The organism is Rhizobium herbae, from assembly GCF_019511375.1.
In the GTDB taxonomy this organism is placed as follows: Bacteria; Pseudomonadota; Alphaproteobacteria; order Rhizobiales; family Rhizobiaceae; genus Pararhizobium; species Pararhizobium herbae_A.
This window is the reverse complement of record NZ_JAEUAO010000002.1, coordinates 1,041,897-1,064,091: the sequence shown is the minus strand read 5'-3', so window position 1 is coordinate 1,064,091 and position 22,195 is coordinate 1,041,897. Positions and strand designations below refer to the sequence as shown.

Sequence of the window (22,195 nt, the reverse complement as noted above, 5' to 3'; positions counted from 1 at the left end):
ACGCCCTCCGGTTCCTCGACTTAGCCCCGCCCGACCAGCGGCATCTTCGTCGCCATCACCGTCATCGTCAGCACGTTGGCCTCCAGCGGCAGGCTCGCCATGTAGACGACGGCGTCAGCGATATGGTTGACCGGGATCGTCGGCTCACTGGCGGTCTCGCCATTTGCCTGCAGCACCCCGGAACTCATTTTCGACGTCATGTCGGTCGCCGCATTGCCGATGTCGATCTGGCCGCAGGCAATGTCATATTGCCGCCCATCGAGGGCGGTCGACTTTGTCAGCCCGGTGATCGCATGCTTCGTCGCGGTATAGGGCGCGGAATTCGGCCGCGGCGCCTGGGCCGAGATCGAGCCGTTGTTGATGATCCTGCCGCCGCGCGGCGCTTGCGCCTTCATCAGCCGGAATGCCTGTTGCGTACACAGAAAGGCTCCCGTCAGGTTCGCGGCGAGAATGCCGCTCCACTGCTCGAAGGTCACCTCTTCCACCGGCACGGGCGGGACGTTGGAGCCGGCATTGTTGACCAGGAGGTCGAGCCGGCCGAACTCGGTGCGGATCGCTTCGAAAAGGCGGGCGACCGCATTGGGATCGCCGATATCGGCCCTCACCGCACGCACGGTGCCGCCCGTTTGCGACGCCATGTCGCCGGCGGCTTTCTCGAGCACCTCGGCGCGCCGGCCGGTGATGACCACGGTAAAACCCTCGGCGCTCAGGGCTTCGGCAATGCCGCGGCCGACACCGGTGCCGCCGCCTGTCACCAATGCAATCTTGCCGTCGCCGGACTTCGAACCACGCGCCATGTCAGATCTGTCCTCCGAGTTCGTCTTCGATATGGATCCTGATGATCTCGTCGAAGTTGGTTTCGGCCTTGAACCCGAGTTCGGCCGCGCGCCGCGCCTCGAAATCGGTCGGCCAGCCGGCGACAATGGAGCGGATGACCGGGTCCGGCTTGCGACGGATCAGCTTGACCGCCTTATCACCGGCGACGCGCCGCAGCGCTTCAATCTCCTCGCCGACGAGGGCAGACAGGCCGGGCATGGTCAGATTCCGCCTCGGTCCGATCGCCGACGTCTCCATCCGTGCGGCATGGACGAAGAAACCGACCGCCGAACGCGGGCTTGCAAACCAGTGGCGCACGTCCTCGTCGACCGGCAACACCGCCTCCTGGCCGGCGAGCGGCTCGCGCAGGATATTGGAAAAGAAACCGGATGCCGCCTTGTTGGGTTTGCCGGGGCGGATGCAGATTGTAGGCAGGCGGATGCCGACGCCATCGAAGATGCCGCGCCGCGAATAGTCGGCCAGCAGCAGTTCGCAGATCGCCTTTTGCGTGCCGTAGCTCGTCAGCGGCGTGGTGAAGAACTCGTCGCCGATCTTGTCGGGGAACGGCTGGCCGAAGACGGCGATCGACGAGGCAAAGATGACGCGTGGAATGTAGGGCTCCCGCAGCCCCTCATGGCGGATCGCCTCGAAGAGCGCCCGCGTTCCGTCAAGGTTGACCTGGTAGCCCTTGTCGAAATCGGCCTCCGCCTCGCCGGAAACGATCGCCGCGAGATGGAAGATCACGCCGGGCCGCAAGGCGACGAGTTTCTCGGCGGCGCCGTCCTTGGAAAGGTCAAGCGCAAGCGGCGTCGCTATTGCCGACAGCGATGGCGGCACCGGAGGCTCGATGACGTCCACCAGCGTCAGCTTGCCGATGTCGTAGCCCAGTGCACCTGCCTCAAGGGCAAACTTTTCCACCAGCTTGCGGCCGATCATTCCAGCCGCGCCAATTACCATGACATGCATTCTCGGCAATCTCCCTGTCACCCGCCCGCCAGCGCCGCGCGTCAAAAGTGACGCGCTAAGGACGCTGCCTTTTGAAATCACTGCACAACCGGATCAGCCGGCCGTCCCGCTGTTGTTCCTTTCCACCTCCATTGCTCCCTCAGGTCAGCAGTTCCTTCGTCGTGTCGTAGATCCGGGTGAGGTGTTGGCGAAATGCGGCAACCACAGCCTCCCGGTCACGCCGGGCGAGCGCCTCGACGATCTCGATGTGGTCTTGGTAACTCGCGCCTATTGCGCCCGGCCGCGACATGGCGCTGCGCCGGTAGTTCATCATGTAGGTGTAGAGATCGGTGACGAAATCGGAGAGCAGCGGATTGCCGCAGGCCCGGTAGATCGCCGCATGGAATTCGCGGTCGCAGATCAGGAAGCGCATGGCGTCGTCGCCGCAGAGCTTCTGCGCGTCGAGCAAGCTTCTGAGCTTGCTCATCGTGTCGTCGCCTACCCTCTCGGCCGCATCGCCGACGACCTTCAGCTCGATATGCAGCCGGGCCGCGTGAACGTCCTCGAGATCGTAGCTGTCGATGGCGCTGGGTGAGGCAATGGTAACGGTGAGATGGCTGAGGTCGACGTTGCAGACGCGCGTGCGGCTGCCCTGGGACACCTCGACGATGCCGCGCGCGGCAAGCGTCTGAATGGCGCCGCGCACCGTCTCCCTGCTGACATGAAGCACATTGGCGAGTTCGCGCTCGCCCGGCAGCACGTCGCCGGGGCGCAGCATGTTGGTGGCGATCAGCACCATCAGCTTCTCGACGATGACGTCGCGCGTCGTGCGTCGATCCAGGCTCTGCCCGACCTTCGGCATCTGCGTGAGTATCGGGCTGCCTTCCATCGGCGTCTCCAACTGACCCACTGGTTGGTCCAGCAGATCAGTTGCGATGGAACTGCCAAAAGACTGCCGCGTCAAGCAACTTCGTCGCTGCACCGCATCAAATCTTTGCACGTCTTACGTGTATATGCCACCTAGCCGCAATGCAAGCCTTTGCTGCGCTTGGGCCGCAACGGTCCTGAAGGGCGCGCCTGTCGTGCCGGGCACTACCCGCGCTGAAATGCGCGGCTCCTCAAAGCCTTCGCAGCAAGGCACGGCCGATCGCTTTAGGCGGTTCGCTGCGCAGGACAAGCGACGTCGTCACCGCTCCGTATCGGGCGATCGTGTCGACGATCGTCTCCAGTTCCCCCGGTGTCGGAACCAGCACCTTCAGGAGAAAGCAATCCTCGCCGGTGAGGCGCAGAACCTCCATGACGTGCGGCATTTCGGAAAACAGCTTGAGGCAGGCGCGAATATGCTCATGCGTCGTGCGCAGCCGAACGACCGCCATCATCCCGAGCCCGAGCGCCGCAGCGTCGATGCGCGCCGTGTAGCCGCAGATGATGCCCTTCTCCTCCAGCCGCTTGACCCGCTCCGATGTCGCGGGCTGGGAGAGCCCGACACGGCGCCCCAGTTCCGAAATCGCGATGCGCCCGTTTTCCTGCATCACTTCGATGATGGCGATATCGGTCGGATCGAGCGCGGACCGGTCCGTTTCGGCAGTTTCCATGTTTCACCTTCAATCCATCGGCAATCGGCAGCGTTTTCCGATGAGTTCTCATTCAAAACCGGCCGCGTGTCCATCATCCTCGCAAAATCGCCGACATTTCACGGAGAGACCATGACGGACATCATCATTCTGCCGGGAATCGGCGGATCGGGCGAAGGCCATTGGCAGACGCATTGGCAAAAGACACATCCGCGGATGCGGCGCTTCCGGCCATCGGACTGGGACCGGCCGGACCGCAACGACTGGATCGCTGCGCTGGAGCGCGAGGTCAAGCTGTCGCCGGCCCCGCCCTTGCTGGTGGCGCACAGTCTCGCCTGCCTGCTCGTCGCGCACTGGCAGCAGGCATCGGCTCTGCCCGTCGCCGGAGCGTTTCTGGTCGCGGTTCCCGATCCGCGCACGCAAGCCTTCCCGCAGGAAGCATGCGACTTCATCGATCCGCCCGCCGGTCCGTTGCGCATGCCGTCGTTGATCGTTGCCAGCAGCAACGATCCATTTGGTACGCCGCGCTATGCGAGGGAACGGGCCGAGGCGTGGGGGAGCGGCCTCGTCGACATCGGCGCGGCCGGCCACGTCAACGGTCAAAGCGGCCTCGGCGACTGGCCGCATGGCATGAACCTGCTGACGGCGTTTGCGACCGGGCTTGCGGCGGCGCGCCGCTGAGGCAGATGGCACAAAAAACCCGGCATCGCTGCCGGGTTTCGTGTCGTCGTAACGGGGAAACTTATGCGGCGGCTTCGTAGAGCTCGAGCACGTAATCCCAGTTGATCAGGCTGTCGACGAAGGCTTCGAGGTACTTCGGACGGGCGTTGCGGTAATCGATATAGTAGGAATGTTCCCAGACATCGACGCCGAGGATCGGCGACGCCCCATGGACCAGCGGGTTTTCGCCGTTCGGGGTCTTGGAGATTTCAAGCTTGCCGTTCTTGACCGAGAGCCAGGCCCAGCCCGAGCCGAACTGGCCGGTGCCGGCTGCGATGAAATCGGCACGGAACTTGTCATAGCCGCCGAGATCGGACTTGATGGCCGCGTCGAGCTTGGCCGGAAGCGCGGTGCCGCCGCCGCCCTTCTTCATCCATTTCCAGAAGTGCACGTGGTTGTAGTGCTGGCCGGCATTGTTGAACAGCGGCTGGTTGGTGCCGTAGGACTTCTTGACGATTTCTTCCAGCGACAGACCGGAGAGACCGGCTTCCTCGGCAAGCTTGTTGCCGTTGGTCACGTAAGCGAGGTGGTGCTTGTCGTGGTGATACTCGAGCGTTTCGCGCGACATGTACGGCGCAAGCGCGTCGTAGTCGTAAGGCAGGTTCGGCAATTCGAAAGCCATGATGGTATCTCCTCTTCGTGGCGGGGTCCATGAAAGCCGGGTTGGAATTCATGTAAGAAATCGGTGAGGCGGAACATAGGGACCACCGCTGAAACAGGCAACCGCCGCCATGCCAAATTTCGCTACAGCCATGGAAAATACTTCTCGCGCCTGATTGTTCCATGCCGCGCCATCGCACCGGAACACAACCGGTCAACCTCAGCAACTTCGACCCGCCGCGACGTCCCTGCCGCATTCGCCGGCCAACCTGCATGGGTGGAGGCAAAGCTCGACACAGCCGGCGCACGACCAATTTGCGCGGGTAGTGCCTTAATTTCGATTGCGCAAACGCCTGGGCCATATAAGTTCTATGCGGCCCGGCCGGCATCGCTTCGATGCGCGACATCCCGGCGCCAGGCGTTCAGGTCTGCATATTTCATTCGGCGTTCGAAAATCATTCAATCGCGCAAGAGGAATTTTCCATGGCCAATCCCTTGTCCACGCTCGGCATCATCCATACCGTGATCAGCGTCGCGCCCGTTGTCGCCGGCCTCTATGGCTTTTCCAGATACGGGGCGATCCGCCCGACAACCGATTCCGGGCGGATCTATGTCATCACGCTGGTGCTTTCCGCCCTCACCTCCTTCGGGCTGTCGAGCACAGGCGGCTTCAATGCCGGGCATGCGATCGGCATCCTTGCGATCCTCTCCGTCGTCTTCTCGCTAATCATCGCAAGGCTCGGCTGGTTCGGCCGCCTCAACCGCTATCTGCAGGCGCTGTCGATGTCGTTCACCTTCTTCCTGCTCATCGTGCCGGCGATCAACGAGACGCTGTCGCGCCTGCCGCCCGCAAACCCGATCGGCAACGGACCGGAATCGGCCCCGGTGCAGACCGTGACGGCCGTCTGGGCGGTGATTTTCCTGATCGGAATCTGTCTGCAGGCCTGGACGATGCACCGCCGGCCGGGCAGCACGGCTCTGCCGGCCTGATCGCCAGCCAGCGGGCGCAGGGGACGCGGCCCCAGCCTTGATTTCGCCGGTATTTTAAGGGTTTGTTAAGGCAAACCAGCCGGAGAAACCCCATGGCGCTCGGCGCATCTCATCGCTTGCAGGACGGCATCGATGCCGTCGAAACCATGACGCGCTTTGCGCTCGCCGTTCTGGCGCTCGCATCCGGCGTCTACACCTATCTCGGGGTCCGCTCCATCCTCGATGGTTCGGCGACTGCGGTCTTCTTTGCGGCGCTGATCTATTCCAGCGCCGTCTCCGTCGCCATCTACGCCTTCTGGACCTATATGGCGCGGTTCTATCCGCATGTGACCGGAACTGCCGGCCGCGGCGCGATGCTCGGAGTCATGGCGCTCGGCTGCGCAATGATCATCGCCATGTCGAGCTGGCTGAACGCAGCCGCCCTTGCCGGTTCGGCCGCGCTGGAACAACATCTGGCGGAAACGCTGGAGGACTATACGACAGATCTCGACCAGGCCCACCAGAATGCGCTTGCCGCGCAAAGCCTGCTCCCCGACATCCAGCGCACGCAGGAGCGCTTCCAGCGGCTGGCCGCACAGGAGCGCGACACCGGCGCGCTGACGGGCACGACCGGAGCCGGCAGCGTGGTGCAGCTTCTCACTCAGATGGCAGCGCAACTTACCGAACTCGAAAACAACATCGCCGCCTCGCGCGAGCGCGTCAGCACGCTTTTCGACGAGGGACGCAAGCACTTGGAAACGATGCGGTCGCTTGTCTCGGCGCCAGGCGTGATCGACCCCCGCGCCGATCAGTTCTCCGCAGAGGTCGTGCTTCTGTCCGGTGTCATCACCTCGCTGGAGCAGACCTCCATCGCGCCCTCGGTCAAGCGCGCTGCTGACGACCTCTCGCTCGGCTTCATCGCTCCCGTGGCCGACGGCCAGGCGGCCGACCTTGTGACGCGGCAGGATCAGGTGATGGAAACGATCCGCTCTTCTGTTGCAGCCCAAAGCAAGGTGCTGTCACAGGCGGCCGACGAAATCCTTGCCCGCAAACCCGTGGCCGAACGGCGCTTCGTTCCGCTTTCCTCGGCCGAGGCGGTGTTGCGCTATGCGGCCGATTTCATTCCAAGCTGGGCGGGCGCGATATCGATCGACCTTTTGCCGGCCGTCCTCGTTTTCATGCTGTCGATCGTGCATTCCGCACTCCGCCGCCAGGAGCAGCGGCTGCCCTTTGCCGAACGCATCACCGCCGCCGAGCTTCTGGAGGCGCTGGACGTACAAAGGGCGTTGCAGTCAAGCGGCGTGGATATCGATGCCGCGCTTGCCGGCGCCGAGGCGAAGGAGCAGTCGAACATCGCCAGCTTCGATATCTCCGGCAAGGGGCCGCGCAAATGAAGGAATCGCGCCAATGATCGACCGCGCGCGGCTCGAAGGGTTTGGGCAGCGGCTGAAGACCTATCTCCTGTCTGCCGATGACGGGACGCTGATGCGCCATGCCTTCCAGGCGCTGCTCGCCACCGCCGTGGTCTTCATCATCATCGACTGGAACGAGCTCAGCGCCGCCAACCGGGACCTGCCGGGGTTCGACCCGATGCGGCCGGAAACAGTGCCCGTGCTGCCGCCGGCACTGACCGACGGCGAGCCGCAGAATGCGCCATCCGACGTCACCGCCGATCCGCAGACGCTCAAGCAGCCGATCCGCTTCGAGCTTCAGCCCGGCGGCATCCTCTCGGCGCAGGGTTCGATCGACCCGGGCGCTGCCGGTCGCTTCGCCCAGGAGATCGAGGCGCGCGGCGAATATGTGAAAACAGTGCTGCTCAACTCGCCCGGCGGCGCCGTCGGCGATGCGCTCGCCATCTCGAAGCTGATCCGCGAGAAGAAGCTCGGCACCAAGGTCGCAAGCGGCGCGCTCTGCGCCTCCTCCTGCCCGATCATCATGGCCGGCGGCGTGACGCGCGAGGCCGACAAGGCCGCCGTCGTCGGCGTCCACCAGATCTTCAACGGCTCGACGGAAAAGCTCTCGGCCGAGCGCGCCATGTCGGACGCGCAAAAGACGACCGCTGACGTCAACCGCCATCTGGAGGAGATGGGCGTCAAGTCCGGTGTCTGGCTGCACGCACTCGAGACGCCGCCGGACCGGCTCTACTATCTGACGCCGCAGGAGATGAAGCAGTTTGCGCTGACAACGGATGGGGCGGCGCCGGTGGCGGAGGCGAAGTAGCCGCGGGGCTTGCCGGCACTCCTTATTCGGCTGCCGCCGCGCCAGCGGAACCAGCCTCAACAGCCTCCTTTACCGCCAGTTCGGCCATGGCGAGAGCAGCCTCGCGGGTCCGGGCGGCGGCAACGAAGCGGCCGTTGTGGCAGAAGCTCGCCCCCTTCACCCCGCACACCGCCTCCAGATCACCATTGGTCAACCCGGCCCAGGCGGCCGGCAGATCGGCCCGCACCTCGAAGCCTTCGTCGGCGCGGCGGATGGTGGTCAGGCACCAATCCCTGTCGCGCGGATGGACGACGAACAGCAGGTGGTCGGCGCCCGCCTTGACGATGGCGGGACGGAACGGCATCCCCATCGGCAGCTCGAGGACACGCGCTTCGCCCGCCGCCACGATCGCCTGGTGCACCAGCGCCTCGGCCCGCAGCTTGGCGGCACTCTGGGCGATCCTTGCCTCGACGAGACTGCGGGCAACGGCCAATGCCACGTGGAAAGCGCGATCGTCGGCTTCAGGATCGGTCTCGTCGAAGACGGGCTTCAAGGTTTCCAACAGCGCAGGCAAGGTGAGCCCCGCCAGCTTTCCGGCAACGGCGGGGCTGAGCGCTCCATTGTCGACCAGGTCGACCGGCAGCACGAAGCTCGTATCGAAAGAGCCATGGATCGTCTCGACATGCGCTTGCGGAACACCGCAGGCGGCGAGATAGTCGCGGCCATAGTGCTTCCAGACCAATCCGAACGAACTGTAGGGCTGGCCGTCGTCGCGCAGCGGCGCACCGCGCTGATGATGATCGAAGATGCGCGCATCGGGATCATAGGCGCCGCCGACATCGTAGATGATGCGGTCTTGACGGGCTGCGAGCCATTCCGGCGCCCGGCTGCGGACGATGCGCGCCTCAGGGAAAAGCCGGGTGAGGACGACGCTGGACAACAGCTCGTCGGCATGGAAGCCACCGGAATGGGTGACGAGGAATTCTGGGATCATGCCGGGATACGCCTTGTGCCTGCGGAGGTTTTCTTGAGACGCACCAGATAGCCATTGCGGGATGCGAGCTCAACCCGTCATTTGCGTAGTGGGGGTGCGGAGTGGAGACTTTCCCGCGGATCCGGAGGGAGGCTTGGTGGGTCGGAAGCGGTCATTGAGCACGTGATCGCACGGACGGATGGGCTGTGAATCGATTGCTCGATCTCGCCTACCGTCGAAATGAAGTGAGATTTTCGAGTGCCCCGAAAGCAGATGAAGCTTCATACTTCTTTCTTTGATCGTTAAGCCACCCCATATTCTTAAACTTTATCTCAATCGCTTGTTTTGATACCTCAAAATGCGATGATAACCGCGACAGCAACTCATTGTATGCCTGATAGTTCCAAGGCTGATCATCAACGAAGATATACCCATGTCCTCTGTCCCTGATGTCGAGGTCACGTCTATATTCAGCAGTCTTAATGGAGAATGGCCGATCAGGCAGGATCAGTTCCGAGGAGAATGCATTTGCCTGGAACTCAAGGCGTTCATAATTAAGACTTTTCTTACTCTGACTGTGGATAAGCAAATCGCTCTCAATTACGTTTTCCGATCGCAAATACCCATCGTGTTTCAAACAAAAATGACCAATTTCATGTCCGATAGTAAATCGTTCGCGATTTCCGTCTTCGTGGGCATTTATTTGAATTAATCTGCGGGTGAAGTTTGCCGATCCTAATATCAAGTTGCCATCTGCATCCTTGACCAAATGATTTGTGAACTGCAGGTCTATGGACAGTTCATCGCATATTTGTTGAAGATCGACCCGACCACCTTGGTAACCGATTTGCTCCAGAATAGCTCGAGCAGATTTCTTTATATCGTAGACGGGAACGTATCGAACGGCAGTCGGGGCGGTGTGATTAGCGCTTCCACTACCAACAGACAGCTCTGGATCAAGACTTCGCAAGAATTGCGCGATGGAACCAAAAAAGCATCCATCATGATAGCCAGAGAATTTTAAGGACTTGCCGGGGTGCTCGTTCCGGAAGATTTGCGACTCTACAAAGTTATTTTCGAGACTTAACCCTCCTCGGCGCTCGGCAATGATATCCAGGCCGTTCTCGTCGTATTTCACGATACCCATTTTGCTGCTTCTGGCGACCTTGTCCGCTCCAGATTGCAGTTGTGAGGACACGACAATGATACCTTTGTGTGCGTGTTTGAATATACGACCGATCTTCGCTGAGAAGTCGTTCACAGCCGTTTCGGGAACATTGCCGCTGTAATTCTTACACTCGAAAACGACGGATAGATGGGGCTCCAAGCCGCCTTGGCGATAGACTTCAACAACAACGTCGAACTCAACGTCGTCGTCCCTCTCTTTGCAGAAATACTTTTTCTTTTTAAAAATTTTGCAGTTCGTTGGCGGATACGTTTCAAAAACAAGCTCTCCCCGACTTTGTTGGTCGAGCAGAAATCGATGGAAGTCGTCTTCGAGCCTATTACCCTTACTTGTGGAATTCACGACTTGTCCCCGAATTTGGCGCAACCGCAGGACGATCATTCCATCTTTTATGCCAAATTGCTATCATCAACAGGCTTTAGGAGCGACTTGGTTCAAGGCGTGCCAGAACCGCCGAACAATGTGGCTCGCGCTATTCGATTCAATCGCATAGATGTCACCTTCGGAGCCAGAAATGGCCATCGGCACGAGCACGCCTATGGGACTGTAAACTCGATTTTTCGGGCTCCGATATAGAAGCCACCGGCGCGACCGCTGGCCCGGCAGCCCAAGTTCAAGGAGGGGTCGGCAAGCGCCGGCCACAGTCCATGCACAACATCGAAACAGGCTTGTTCCTGGGGCGGTTGCCCTATGCAAAAGTCGGCACCGATCGCGATCCAATCCTCGTGATTAGTGGCGGACAGGGTTTCATGATGAAGCCTGACAGCGCGCGCCTTGCCAAGGATGCGAGACGTATTGCCCGCATCCTGCCCGACAACCGCAGCTTTGTCCTCATTGGCTACGATCCGGCGCCGGCCAACCTCTCGGTTGCAGGGCTTGCGCGTGATATCAACGCCGTCATCCTGCAGCACTTCGGCCGCCAATCGACGCTGTTGGGCATCTCCTACGGAGCGGTCGTTGCTGCGCATGTCGCCACTCGCTTCCCTGACAGCGTCGGCAAGCTGGTGCTGATGGCCGGCGCCCATGAATTCTCCACCGATGGCCGGCTAAGGCTCATCCGGCAAGCCGAACTGGCGCGCAAGGGCCTCTTGAAACCGCTGATACAGGAATTTACCTCCGTCTTCCGCAGACCGTGGCTCAACCTGTTGCTTTGGTTTCGCATCGGCCTGGGAGGCAACCGCCTCGTCAGCAAGCTTGGCCGGCGTGAGGTTATCGTCCGGTATCTGGAGGCAATGCTGAAAAGCGAGCTGCCCGCATCGGACCTCAAGAGTGTGACCGCAGACACGCTGATCATCGGAGGAAGCCGGGACCAGTTTTTCGCCGGAACGATGCCAATGGCAGCTCAAGCCATTCCCGCGGCCAAGCTGGTGATGTTTGACGGCGAAACACATATGGTCCCCGTCGAACGGGCTGGAAAGGTCAAAGCACAACTGGCGGCATTCTTTCGTCGGGACTAAAGCGCATCGCGATCTTTCAGATACGCTTGTCGCGCTTCAGGTCTGTGTTTTTACGCATGTCGTTTGCGCAAAACCGCTGCACACTTTTGCGCGACATGCTTTAGAGGCTAATTAGGGGCAAGGCGCTGCAGTCTGGTAGAGTCCGCAACGGGGGCCAGAGCCAGTCCCTTGCCCCCCTGTCGCCAAGAAGCCATCCGCTTGCCGCGCAGGTGGCTGACCTGCAGCGTCCTCACAAATCCTGCCGGCCCGTCGAGTGCGCCCAGTCCATGTACAAATCCTTCGCCTTGGCGGCGATCGGGCCTGATTGCAGGTCGCGGTCGTCGAGGCGGGTGACGGGGACGACCTTGGAATAGTTGCCGGTGGTGAAGATTTCGTCGGCGGTTTCGAAATCGGAGAGCGTCAGGGTGGTCTCCACCACGTCGAAGCCGGCGTCGCGCAGCAGCGTCATGACGCGCAAGCGGGTGATGCCGGCGAGGAAGGTCTTGTTGGCGGCCGGCGTGAAGACCACGCCGTCCTTGACCATGAAGACGTTTGACACGGGCTTGAGACCGAGCGCCAGCGCCGAGCGGTTTGATGCGCTGGCAATGAAGGTCGAGATCCGGCGCGATGCCGTCGAACCAGCGGGCGCAGCCGCTCCGCCGACGATCACATCGTAATCCATCATCTCAAGGCTTTCCCGCGATCGGCTCACCAATCAGATTGCGCCCACTTTGATTTTCGAACCGTCGACGAGTCGCGACAGGCGGAAGGGTGTGGGATCGATGCAGGGCGTATCGTTCGTAACCAGGTCGGCCGCCAATCTGCCGATGCCGGGTCCAAGTCCGAAGCCATGACCAGAGCATCCCGCGGCCAAATATAGGCCTTTTACGCCATCGGCCTGCGAGATGACCGGCACCGCATCGGGAGTGAAATCCACATAGGCTCCCCAGCTGTCGGCGATTTCCACTCCAGCCAAAGCTGGAAACTGCTCCTTCACCCGCTTCAAGATGGCGGCGGCCGTCCGACGGTTCGGAGACGGGTCAAGTATGCGCGTCTTCTCGAAGGGCGATATCCCACTCCCGCTCCAGCTTCCGAACGCCTCCGGACCCTTGAAAAAGGATTCGCCGATCCCGAACTGGACCGCCTTCAGACGCTTCACGAACATAGGCATGAACCAGCGCGCATAGCGAAGGCCTTGTGGCGTGATGTCGAGCATCGCTCGGCCGCTGATCGCAAGCGTGTAGCTGCCGTCCAACCTGCGGGTGAGCGCAACTTCCGGCGTATAGATCGCCTCACCAAGATTGGCCATGGGCCGGGTACGAAGAGCGGTCTGACGCACGCTTGCTTGCGGAAAGAGCACGCCGTGTTGGCGGCAAAACATCGACGTCCATGCACCGCCCGCGCAGAGGACCGCCTCTGTTCGGATCAGGCCTTTTTCGGTGATCACACCGGACACCGCCCCGTTCGCCAGGTCAAGGCCTCGCGCAGCACATTCCTGGTGGATCGTCGCGCCGAATTTCCGAGCACCCTCGGCGATCGTCGGCGCTGCTATCGAAGGCTCGCCCTTGCCATCGTCGACGGAATGGACCCCACCGAGCCATCGGCGGCCGTTGGCCGGGATCGCCGCAGCGGCCTCTTCGGCGCTCAGCATCCTGGTATTGACGTTGAAGCGCCGGGCCAAGTCACGCCAGCTTTCCCATTCGGCCAGCTGCTTCGGGTTATCTGTCGCGTAGAGCAAACCGCATCGGCGAAATCCGACATCCTCGCCGATCTTGGACTGAAACTCACTCCACAGCTGCAAGGCGACGCCTGATAGCGGCAGCTCCCGCTCATCGCGATTCTGCTGGCGACACCAACCCCAATTGCGGCTCGACTGTTCGCAGCCGACGCGACCCTTTTCGACCAAGGCAACCGACAGGCCCCGCTCTGCGAGCAAAAATGCCGCCGTTGCACCGATAATGCCGCCACCGATGACGACGACATCCGCCTTGGCGGGAAGCTCTTGATCGCTGTGTATTCGTTTGAGAAGAGGAGACATGGAGGCTGTCCTGAAGTGATTGGGCCGAGACATTCGGCAGTCTTTGCTGCCTTTCGGCAGGGAACGGTGGACGAAGTGCTGCTCTAAAGACCTTTATCCTTGGTCACCTGGACCAGAGTTTTCTATCATCGTGCGACCTCGGCATGAGCCCAAAAGCTATCTGAGGTCGGTGCGCAGAATGCATCGAGTGGGGATGCGCAGGCAGCGGAAAATTCCGTTTCGGTGGTGGCAACAGTCAAAACTGCCGCGCTGGGCACGATAGGCTAAGGAACATTGTCGGCAGCGTATCTTGAGCCATTACGGGCTAAGGACAGGTTCAATCGGTCTCATTCATTCCCGCCTGCATCAGTCTAAAATGAAGAGCGGCACGAACAGAAGCAGAGTCTAAACGCCATGACGACTGACAATGAGCTCCCCAAGCTCGCGATGATCCATACGGTCCCCGGCATCATTCCCGTGTTCAATGACCTCGTAGGTCTGCATCTGCGGGACTGGCGCTCGTTCAACATGGTGGATGAGAGTTTGTTGGCGAACACGATCCGCGAAGGCGCGCTATCCCATCAGACGATGCGGCGGCTTTTGACTCAGATTTGGTCTGCGGTGGATGCAGGGGCCTCGGCAGTGCTCGTCACGTGTTCCTCACTCGGCCCTGCTGTCGACGCCGCGCTGCCCCTGTGCCCCGTACCGCTCTTCCGCGTTGATGATGGGATGGCAATCGAGGCGCTACGGCGTGGCAGCCGAATTGGCGTCCTGGCGACCCTGGCGTCCACGCTGCGCCCGACGACCGGCTTGATAGAACGCCACGCCGAGACGATGGGTCTCAATGTCTCGCTGACCAGCCGTCTTTGTGAGGGGGCGTTTGATAAATTGCGAAGCGGGGACAGGGCGGCACATGATGCAATGATCCGCCAAGGTCTTGCCTCTCTCGTTGACAGCGTCGATGTGGTTGTTCTTGCCCAGGCATCGATGGCAAATGCCCTGAATGAGATGTCCGAGACCAGCGTGCCGATACTGACCAGTCCCGAACTCGGTGTACTGCACATCGCTTCCGCCCTGAATGCCCACCCCCACGTCAAGGAAAACGTTAACGGTTAAGGTGCGGCTGACCTGCAGGCGGCCACCCAAACATGCGTTGAAACCAGGATACCTGGCGGAGCGAACGTAGCAGGCTCCTGGCTCGGCGCCGTGATACGGTCGGCGTCTCATTTTGGCGCGAAGCGGTCATTTGCACCGAGATCGGCAACCGGCAGCTTCGGGCCAGAGCCTGCCCTGCCGCCAGGAAGAAGCCATCCGCTTGCCGCGCGGATGGCGGCATCCTCACAAATCCTGCCGGCCCGTCGAGTGCGCCCAGTCCATGTACAAATCCTTCGCCTTGGCGGCGATCGGGCCTGATTGCAGGTCGCGGTCGTCGAGGCGGGTGACGGGGACGACCTTGGAATAGTTGCCGGTGGTGAAGATTTCGTCGGCGGTTTCGAAATCGGAAAGGGTCAGGGTGGTCTCGACCACGTCGAAGCCGGCGTCGCGCAGCAGTGTCATGACGCGCAAGCGGGTGATGCCGGCGAGGAAGGTCCTGTTGGCGGCCGGCGTGAAGACGACGCCGTCCTTGACCATGAAGACGTTTGACGAGCCGGTCTCGGCGATATTGCCGAGCATGTCGCGCACCAGCGCATTGTCGAAGCCGCGCGTGCGGGCCTCGGCCAGGATGCGGCCGTTGTTGGGGTAGAGGCAGCCGGCCTTGGCATCGGTCGGCATGCATTCGATCGTCGGCCGGCGGAAGGGGGAAACGGTGACCGACATGCCGCCGTGGCCGCCGCCCATCGGCGCCTCGAACAGGCAGAGCGCGAAACGGGTCGATTCCGGATCGACCGTGACGACGCTTCCTGCCGAGCCATGCTCGCCCCAGTACATCGGCTTGATGTAGACGGCGGTCTTGCCGTCGAATTTCTTGCAGCCCTCCCAGGCAAGAGCCTCGATATCCTCGGCCGTCACCACGGGCTTGAGGCCGAGCGCTAAGGCCGAGCGGTTGACGCGCTGGCAATGCAGGTCGAGATCGGGCGCGATGCCGTCGAACCAGCGGGCGCCGTCGAACACCGTCGAGCCGAGCCACATGGCATGCGAGGTCGGGCCGATCAGCGGCGGATTGCCGGAAAGCCACTCGCCGTCGACATAGGTCCAGGTGGTACTGCGCGGGGATGTATCGACGGCCATGACGGTCTCCTGTTTTTCATCTTTCTGATATCCGCAATAGCCGGAAAATCGAGAAACGGGGTAAATAGGTACATCAAAAAAAGTCATGCCGTCCAATCTGGATCGGATGACACCGCTCGCATAGTCTGCCGCGCGAAAGAAAAGGACCCGCTCGATGAAAGCCATGTATTACGACGCCTTCGGCAAGATGCCCGATATCCGCATGCTGCCGGACCCGACCCCGAGCAAGGACGGCGTCGTCATCAAGGTCGAGGCGACCGGGCTCTGCCGCAGCGACTGGCATGGCTGGATGGGCCATGATCCCGATATCACCCTGCCGCACGTGCCGGGGCATGAACTGGCCGGCACCGTCTCCGCCAAGGGCAAGGGCGTCATGCGCTACAAGGTCGGCGACCGGGTGACCGTTCCCTTCGTCTCCGGCTGCGGCCGCTGCGGCGAGTGTCATTCCGGCAATGCCCAGGTCTGCCCGAACCAGTTCCAGCCGGGCTTCACCCATTGGGGCTCGTTTGCCGAATATGTCGCCATCGACTATGCCGACCAGAACCTCGTGCATCTGCCCGACACCCTCGACTACGCCACCGCCGCCAGCCTCGGCTGCCGCTTTGCCACCTCGTTCCGCGCCATCGTCGACCAGGGCCGCGTGCGCGGCGGCGAATGGGTGGCGGTGCATGGCTGCGGCGGCGTCGGGCTGTCGGCGATCATGATCGCGTCGGCGCTCGGCGCCAATGTCATCGGCATCGACATTGCCGAGACGAAGCTTTCCTTCGCCCGCGAGGTCGGCGCCGTCGCCACCATCGACGGCAGCGTCACCGGCGATATCGCAGAAGCCGTGCGCGAGATCACCAAGGGCGGCGCCCATGTCTCGATCGATGCGCTCGGCTCGCCCGTCACCTGCTTCAACTCGATCAAGAATCTCCGCCGCCGCGGCCGTCATGTGCAGGTCGGCCTGATGCTCGGCGAACATGCGGCACCGCAGATCCCGATGGCCCAGGTGATCGGCCACGAGCTCGAAATCTACGGCAGCCACGGCATGCAGGCCTGGCGCTACGAGGCGATGATGGCGATGCTCGAAACCGGCAAGCTCAACCCGAAAAAGTTGATCGGCCGGCACATCAGCCTCGACGAGGCCGTGCCGGCGCTGATGACGATGGACACGGCGCAGGATCTGGGAATCAGCGTGATCACGCAGTTTTAGTTTTCAGGCCAAGGCCCGGCCGATACGCGCAAAACCGCGGCGACCATTCCGGCCCCTCACAACTTCCATTCTGAGTGACGCGCCCTATTTCAACCATGGTCGCGGCGACGCGTCGTTGTGTGGTGGAGTGATAAATGGCATCATCCATGCTGATCGGTATTCTGATCACGTTTCTCGTCATTGTGCTTGTTCTCTACCTTGTTGGGAGGCTGCCGATCGACGGCCGTACCAAGCAGGTCGTGCAGATCATCGTGATCATCATCGGCATTGTTTCGCTGCTGAAATATCTCGCGGTCTTTTGACGGCGACGGGGAGAGCAATCATGGCGCCCCTAGCCGGAGCGTCAGGACCTGGCCAGCCGGCGGGCGAGGATACCGCGCCGGATGGTCAGGGCAAGCTTGCCTGCGATGATGCCGGCCACGGCCCCCACGGCCTTGACCAGGGCGTCGTCTGGTCGCGCATGCCGGGTCGGGGAAAGTTCCTGCAGCGTTTCGATCGCGAATGACGAGAAGACGAGAAAGAGCGCCAGCGACATCCATCTCCTCGGATAGGCGACGGCGAAAACAGCACCCGCCAGGAAAAACGCGGCGGCGCGGTCCAATCCCACCGACGTCAATGTATGGGGGCGAAGTCCAATGGGCGAGACGGTCACGAATACGAGCGCGGCCAGCACGACCCATGCCAGCCATTTGAAAAACTTCTTTGTCATCATGGCGTCACAATAGCGGACGGCATTTATATTGCAACGCACAATGGCTATTGCGGCGCGCATCCGCCTGGTGGTGGCGGCCCGGGCCTCCACCACCCTTGCGCGATGATCCGGCTTTTTTCACTTTCCCCTTCCCGGCAGCGCCGCTATTTTCATATCGGCAATGGAATCAATGAGGAGACCATGGCACTTGCAGTTGAAAGGCGGACGGCTGAAAAGCAGGCGGACGCGCTTTATGCGCCCTTGCTCGACGGCAATCCTTCCCACCCGAACGGCTGGCCGATCCGGGTGATCGTCGCCTCGCAGACCGAGGCGCGACACAATCGGGCGCTCTGGGCACCGAGCCACCTGATCTCAATCCGGGCGCCGGGAACCAAGCTTCTGTCGATGATCGATCTGCCGGCGGAGCGGCATCTGGAGCTTCTGTTCGGCGACGCCACCGATCCCGACGAGCCTGAAGCGGCGCGGGCCGACGCGATCGAACGGGCCTTCGCCTTTATCGACAGCCTGCCGGAGGACGCGCATCTGCTCGTCCATTGTTTGAGGGGCATCGGCCGCTCGACGGCGCTGACGCTCGGCATTCTCGCCCGCTACATGGAACCGGACGAAGCGGCGGCAGCACTGCATGGGCTGAGGCCGGAGGCCAAACCCAACCGGCATGTGACCGGTCTTTGCGACACGGCGCTCGGGCTCAAGGGACGGCTGGCCAAACAGGCGCTCAGGTTTCCGGCCAAGGTCTGGAAACCGGCAAAAAGTTGAGCCGCTTTCTCTTGAAGAATGATTGTGCAACGCACAATTTTTTGACATGATCCCGGCAAAGAAACCGTATTGAAGCGGCGATAAGGCGGCCGGCTCCCTTTGGCATTTGAAAAGGGCCGGCGCGAAGGAAATGACGGGAGGTTTTTTGATGTCTCATGCGGCCTATGTCTTCGATGCCTATGGCACCCTGTTTGACGTTCACGCGGCCGTGCGCAAACATGCGGGCGAGATGGGGCCGGACGGCCAGGCCTTTTCCGACCTCTGGCGCGCCAAGCAGCTCGAATATTCCTGGATCCGGACGCTGATGGGGGCGCATGCGGATTTCTGGACGCTGACCGAGCAGGCGCTGGACCATGCCTTTGCGCGGTTTCCGTCCGCCGACCCGAAGCTCAAGGCCTCGCTGCTCGACGCCTATTGGCATCTGGACTGCTATCCGGAAGTGCCGAGCGTGTTGAAAAGCCTCAAGAGCCGCGGTGCGCGTATCGCCATCCTGTCGAACGGCACGCCGCAGATGCTGCAATCGGCGGTCAAGAAGGCCGGTCTCGACCTGATCATCGACGACATCTTCTCCGTCGAGACGGTGCGCGCCTTCAAGACCGCGCCCGCGGTCTATGACATGGTGACGACGACCTACCGGCTCTATCCGAACGCCGTCTCGTTCCAGTCGTCCAACCGCTGGGACGTTGCCGGCGCCACCAAATTCGGCTTCCGCACCGTTTGGATCAATCGCAACAATATGCCGGACGAGTATTCCGAGTTCGGCCCGTCTCTGATCCTCCCCACGCTGGAAAGCCTGTAGCGCGCACGGTTAATTTTTGTTTCGCGCGTCTCGTTACCGCAAAACCGCCGCAGACTTTTGGGTAACATGTGACGCTGCACAACTCCTTGAACTGCAATCGATCCAAGGGAAAATTATTTAGCAGATCAAAGGGTTACAGCGTCCTTTGCGCGTCTGGGGACGCGGCAGTGCTGTGCGCCGAAGGAGAAAGCCGATGGCCTGGTCCGCCGAGCAATACATGAAATTCGAGGACGAGCGCACCTGGCCGGCGCGTGATCTTTTGGCACATGTGCCGAACCTGCCCGAGGGCGCCCTCTACGATCTCGGCTGCGGCCCCGGCAATTCGACGGAACTCGTCCAGGACCGCTTCCCGGCCTATCTTCTGACGGGTGTCGACAGCGACGAGAACATGCTCTCGGCAGCGCGCAAGCGGCTGGCGCATACCCGCTTCGAAAAAGGCGACCTGGCGCGCTGGGCACCACGCGAACCGGCGGCGCTCTTTTTCGCCAACGCGGTGTTCCAATGGGTGCCGGACCACCTCGATGTCTTCGACCGGCTGATGGACGACCTTATCCCCGGCGGCACCCTTGCCGTACAGATGCCGGACAATCTCGACGAACCGACGCACGCCATCATGCGCGAGCTGGCGGAAGATCCCCGCTTCAGCGAATTCTACGTCAACCATGGCCGCCGCAGCGCCCTTGCCGCCCCGTCCGTCTATCTCGACCGGCTGGCACCGAAATCGATCAAGATCGATGTCTGGCATACGATCTATTATCATCGGCTGGCCAATGCCGAAGCGATCGTCGAGTGGGTGCAGGGCACAGGCCTTCGCCCCTATCTCGACGCCCTGCCGCCGGCTGCGCGCGAGGCCTATCTCGCCGCCTATCTCCGGCGGATCCGGGAGGCCTATCCGCCGCTCGCCGACGGGCATGTGCTGTTGAAATTCCCGCGGCTGTTTCTGGTGGCGGTCAGGCTCTAGCATCGCGCTTTAGCCAATAAGAACAATTGCCCCTCTGGCGCGGCGGGCCGGTTCAGGGCATCCTGTGCGAGCCGAGAATTGTGCTTATGGCAGGGGAGGACCGCTCATGCGCTGCTTTACTGTACTTGGACCCTCGCAAACCGGAAAATCGACAGTCGTGGAAAAGCTCGGCTCGCTGGAGGGCGCACCGAGAAAATCCAATTCCCCCTACGGGTTGAACCTGACGGAATTCACCTTCGGAAGCGAACCGTGGTGCGCGCTCGATGCGCCCGGGGGCAACGAAGCGCTGGTGCATGCGCAGCACGCGCTTCTTGCCAGCGATGCCTGCATCCTGTGTGTTTCGCCCGCCCCCGAGGAGGCCGTGCTGGCCGCCCCCTATCTGCGGGTGATCGAGGCTTCGGGAACGCCGTGCATCCTCTTCGTCAACCGCATGGACGAGCCGAGGGGGCGGCTCAGGGACGTGATCGCAGCCCTTCAGGACTATGCCGGCCACACGCTTCTGCTGCGTCAGATTCCGATCCGCGAGGGTGACAGGATCGTCGGCAGTTGCGACCTGATTTCGGAACGGGCGTGGCGCTACCGCGAAGGCCAGACGTCAGCGCTGATCGCGATCCCCGAAAGCGCAACTGAGCGCGAGCATGAGGCGCGCACCGAGCTTTTGGAACATCTGTCGGAATTCGACGACTGGCTTCTCGAGGAGCTGATAGAAGACCGCGAGCCGCCCAGCGATGCGCTCTATGCCATTTCCGCGCGCGTCCTGAAGGAAAACAAGATCATCCCGGTGCTGATCGGTGCCGCCAGCCATGGCAACGGCATGATGCGGCTGATGAAGGCGCTGCGCCATGAGGCGCCGCCTGTCGAGGCGCTTCGCGAGCGCCTTGCCCGCGCAGCCAATATCGACAACGGCAAGCTGGCGGCCGTGAGCTTCCATGCCTATCATCGTCAGAATGTCGGCAAGACCGTGCTCGTGCGCGCGCTGGGCGAGGGCCTGAAGCAAGGCGCGTCGCTCGGCAGTGCCACGCTCGGGGCCGTGCAGGATCCCGCCAACGGCCGGTCCAACGCGCCGTTCGTCCCGGCGGCGGGAGACGTTTTCGCGACGGTCAAGTCCGACCACCTGCCCGTTCCCTCGCTTTTGACAACCGATGCGACGATGTCCCCGCCGGAGTGGACGGAAGCAGCAACGCCGATGCTCGAGCGGATCCTCGTGCCGGGCAGCGAGCGGGATGAGAACAAGCTCTCCGAAACGCTGGCCAAACTTTCCGAGACGGACCGCGGCCTGAAGGTCCGCCAAGAGGAAGGGACCGGCGCCCAGCTCGTCTGCACCCAAGGGCCGGTGCACCTGCGCGATCTCTGCCGAACCCTGTCCGACGTCTTTCACATCGCCGTCACCGACCGACCACCCAGCCCGATCTACCGCGAGACGATATCGAAGCCGTCGGAGGTCCACTACCGCCATCGCAAGCAGACTGGCGGTGCCGGGCAATTCGCCGACGTGAAACTGAGCATCCACCCCAACGAGCGCGGGCAGGGATTTACCTTTGCGGAAACCGTCAAGGGCGGCGTCGTTCCACGCAACTACATCCCCGCCGTCGAAGCGGGCGCGCGCGAGGCGATGGAGAAGGGTCCGCTCGGCTTTGAGGTCATCGACGTCGGCGTGACGCTGACCGACGGCCAGCACCACACCGTCGACAGCTCGGAATACGCGTTTCGGACGGCGGCGAAAATGGGTGTGCGGCAGGCGCTGGCCGAAGGATCGGCCGTGCTGATGCAGCCGGTCTTCCGCAGCGAAATTCACATTCCGTCGGTCTATTCGGGCAGCCTCGTGCAGATCGTCTCGGCGCTCAAGGGTCAGGTTCTCGGCTTCGACCGGGATGAGACCGCCAAGGGTTGGGACATCTTCCGGGCCCTCGTTCCCGGCGGTGCGCTCGACGAACTGGCGCGAGCGCTGCGCTCGGCAACGCAAGGCATCGGCTATTTCTCCAAGACCTTCGATCATTTCGAGGAACTGTACGGCAAGGAAGCCGACGCCATCGTCAGGGCGCATGGGACGCAACGCGCCGAACACTGAAGCGCCGCAACACGTCGAATGCATCCGCGTTTCCGCTTCG

22 protein-coding genes and 1 pseudogene are annotated in these 22,195 nt (G+C 61.9%); 12 read left to right on the top strand and 11 right to left on the bottom strand.

Annotated elements, in window-relative coordinates:
• Positions 1-20 precede the first annotated feature (20 nt).
• From JNB71_RS12365 to JNB71_RS12350, 4 genes are all read right to left on the bottom strand, one after another.
• Complete coding sequence (locus JNB71_RS12365; protein ID WP_220372060.1) at positions 21-797, bottom strand: SDR family oxidoreductase; 777 nt, start codon at positions 795-797, stop codon at positions 21-23.
• A 1-nt stretch (position 798) separates the two neighbouring features.
• Positions 799-1,782, bottom strand: a complete 984-nt coding sequence (denD, locus tag JNB71_RS12360; RefSeq protein ID WP_220372059.1) for a D-erythronate dehydrogenase — start codon at positions 1,780-1,782, stop codon at positions 799-801.
• 139 nt (positions 1,783-1,921) lie between these two features.
• Positions 1,922-2,650, bottom strand: coding sequence for a FadR/GntR family transcriptional regulator (locus JNB71_RS12355; RefSeq protein ID WP_220372058.1), 729 nt, complete (start codon positions 2,648-2,650; stop codon positions 1,922-1,924).
• A 229-nt stretch (positions 2,651-2,879) separates the two neighbouring features.
• Entirely contained in the window at positions 2,880-3,356 is a 477-nt protein-coding gene (locus JNB71_RS12350) for an Lrp/AsnC family transcriptional regulator (protein ID WP_220372057.1), read from the bottom strand.
• 111 nt (positions 3,357-3,467) lie between these two features.
• Between JNB71_RS12350 and JNB71_RS12345 the strand changes: the two genes are divergently transcribed.
• Positions 3,468-4,016 carry an RBBP9/YdeN family alpha/beta hydrolase gene (locus tag JNB71_RS12345; RefSeq protein ID WP_220372056.1) on the top strand — a complete coding sequence of 183 codons (549 nt, stop codon included), beginning with the start codon at positions 3,468-3,470 and terminating at the stop codon, positions 4,014-4,016.
• Between the two features lie 61 nt (positions 4,017-4,077).
• On the opposite strand, the gene JNB71_RS12340 is transcribed toward JNB71_RS12345, so the two are convergent.
• Positions 4,078-4,677, bottom strand: coding sequence for a superoxide dismutase (locus JNB71_RS12340; protein WP_018329490.1), 600 nt, complete (start codon positions 4,675-4,677; stop codon positions 4,078-4,080).
• A gap of 461 nt (positions 4,678-5,138) precedes the next feature.
• Here JNB71_RS12340 and JNB71_RS12335 point away from each other — a divergent pair, with 461 nt between their 5' ends.
• The 3 genes from JNB71_RS12335 (at position 5,139) to JNB71_RS12325 (ending at position 7,844) form a co-directional block, all read left to right on the top strand.
• Positions 5,139-5,645 carry a hypothetical protein gene (locus tag JNB71_RS12335; RefSeq protein ID WP_220372055.1) on the top strand — a complete coding sequence of 169 codons (507 nt, stop codon included), beginning with the start codon at positions 5,139-5,141 and terminating at the stop codon, positions 5,643-5,645.
• Positions 5,646-5,737: 92 nt separating this feature from the next.
• Positions 5,738-7,018 carry a hypothetical protein gene (locus JNB71_RS12330; RefSeq protein ID WP_220372054.1) on the top strand — a complete coding sequence of 427 codons (1,281 nt, stop codon included), beginning with the start codon at positions 5,738-5,740 and terminating at the stop codon, positions 7,016-7,018.
• Between the two features lie 13 nt (positions 7,019-7,031).
• A complete protein-coding gene (locus JNB71_RS12325; protein ID WP_220372053.1) occupies positions 7,032-7,844 on the top strand; it encodes an ATP-dependent Clp protease proteolytic subunit in 813 nt (270 codons plus the stop codon).
• 22 nt (positions 7,845-7,866) lie between these two features.
• On the opposite strand, the gene JNB71_RS12320 is transcribed toward JNB71_RS12325, so the two are convergent.
• Together JNB71_RS12320 and JNB71_RS12315 are read right to left on the bottom strand one after the other, a co-directional pair.
• Positions 7,867-8,817, bottom strand: coding sequence for an MYG1 family protein (locus JNB71_RS12320; RefSeq protein ID WP_220372052.1), 951 nt, complete (start codon positions 8,815-8,817; stop codon positions 7,867-7,869).
• Between the two features lie 208 nt (positions 8,818-9,025).
• Positions 9,026-10,324, bottom strand: coding sequence for an ImmA/IrrE family metallo-endopeptidase (locus tag JNB71_RS12315; RefSeq protein WP_220372259.1), 1,299 nt, complete (start codon positions 10,322-10,324; stop codon positions 9,026-9,028).
• A 305-nt stretch (positions 10,325-10,629) separates the two neighbouring features.
• On the opposite strand from JNB71_RS12315, the gene JNB71_RS12310 reads away from it, so the two are divergent.
• On the top strand, positions 10,630-11,439 hold the full coding sequence (locus tag JNB71_RS12310) for an alpha/beta fold hydrolase (protein ID WP_220372051.1): 810 nt from the start codon (positions 10,630-10,632) through the stop codon (positions 11,437-11,439).
• A gap of 229 nt (positions 11,440-11,668) precedes the next feature.
• On the opposite strand, the pseudogene JNB71_RS12305 reads toward JNB71_RS12310, so the two are convergent.
• Both JNB71_RS12305 and JNB71_RS12300 read right to left on the bottom strand, forming a co-directional pair.
• Positions 11,669-11,974: pseudogene (locus JNB71_RS12305) on the bottom strand (aminotransferase class IV); the annotation flags it as partial.
• Between the two features lie 159 nt (positions 11,975-12,133).
• On the bottom strand, positions 12,134-13,456 hold the full coding sequence (locus JNB71_RS12300) for an NAD(P)/FAD-dependent oxidoreductase (protein WP_220372050.1): 1,323 nt from the start codon (positions 13,454-13,456) through the stop codon (positions 12,134-12,136).
• A gap of 393 nt (positions 13,457-13,849) precedes the next feature.
• Here JNB71_RS12300 and JNB71_RS12295 point away from each other — a divergent pair, with 393 nt between their 5' ends.
• On the top strand, positions 13,850-14,551 hold the full coding sequence (locus tag JNB71_RS12295) for an aspartate/glutamate racemase family protein (RefSeq protein WP_220372049.1): 702 nt from the start codon (positions 13,850-13,852) through the stop codon (positions 14,549-14,551).
• A gap of 222 nt (positions 14,552-14,773) precedes the next feature.
• Here JNB71_RS12295 and JNB71_RS12290 read toward each other — a convergent pair whose 3' ends face one another.
• Complete coding sequence (locus JNB71_RS12290; protein WP_220372048.1) at positions 14,774-15,664, bottom strand: branched-chain amino acid aminotransferase; 891 nt, start codon at positions 15,662-15,664, stop codon at positions 14,774-14,776.
• 154 nt (positions 15,665-15,818) lie between these two features.
• On the opposite strand from JNB71_RS12290, the gene JNB71_RS12285 reads away from it, so the two are divergent.
• Together JNB71_RS12285 and JNB71_RS12280 are read left to right on the top strand one after the other, a co-directional pair.
• Positions 15,819-16,859 carry a zinc-dependent alcohol dehydrogenase family protein gene (locus JNB71_RS12285; RefSeq protein ID WP_220372047.1) on the top strand — a complete coding sequence of 347 codons (1,041 nt, stop codon included), beginning with the start codon at positions 15,819-15,821 and terminating at the stop codon, positions 16,857-16,859.
• 134 nt (positions 16,860-16,993) lie between these two features.
• Complete coding sequence (locus tag JNB71_RS12280) at positions 16,994-17,161, top strand: Thivi_2564 family membrane protein (protein WP_220372046.1); 168 nt, start codon at positions 16,994-16,996, stop codon at positions 17,159-17,161.
• A gap of 41 nt (positions 17,162-17,202) precedes the next feature.
• On the opposite strand, the gene JNB71_RS12275 is transcribed toward JNB71_RS12280, so the two are convergent.
• Positions 17,203-17,571 (bottom strand): VanZ family protein, encoded by a 369-nt coding sequence (locus JNB71_RS12275; RefSeq protein ID WP_220372045.1) that lies wholly within the window; start codon positions 17,569-17,571, stop codon positions 17,203-17,205.
• A gap of 180 nt (positions 17,572-17,751) precedes the next feature.
• On the opposite strand from JNB71_RS12275, the gene JNB71_RS12270 reads away from it, so the two are divergent.
• From JNB71_RS12270 to JNB71_RS12255, 4 genes are all read left to right on the top strand, one after another.
• Positions 17,752-18,327 carry a phosphatase gene (locus JNB71_RS12270; protein WP_220372044.1) on the top strand — a complete coding sequence of 192 codons (576 nt, stop codon included), beginning with the start codon at positions 17,752-17,754 and terminating at the stop codon, positions 18,325-18,327.
• Positions 18,328-18,475: 148 nt separating this feature from the next.
• On the top strand, positions 18,476-19,126 hold the full coding sequence (locus JNB71_RS12265; RefSeq protein WP_220372043.1) for a haloacid dehalogenase type II: 651 nt from the start codon (positions 18,476-18,478) through the stop codon (positions 19,124-19,126).
• 193 nt (positions 19,127-19,319) lie between these two features.
• On the top strand, positions 19,320-20,087 hold the full coding sequence (tam, locus tag JNB71_RS12260; RefSeq protein ID WP_220372042.1) for a trans-aconitate 2-methyltransferase: 768 nt from the start codon (positions 19,320-19,322) through the stop codon (positions 20,085-20,087).
• A gap of 106 nt (positions 20,088-20,193) precedes the next feature.
• Positions 20,194-22,155: an elongation factor G gene (locus tag JNB71_RS12255; protein WP_220372041.1), complete on the top strand. Its 1,962-nt coding sequence runs from the start codon at positions 20,194-20,196 to the stop codon at positions 22,153-22,155.
• Positions 22,156-22,195: the final 40 nt, after the last annotated feature.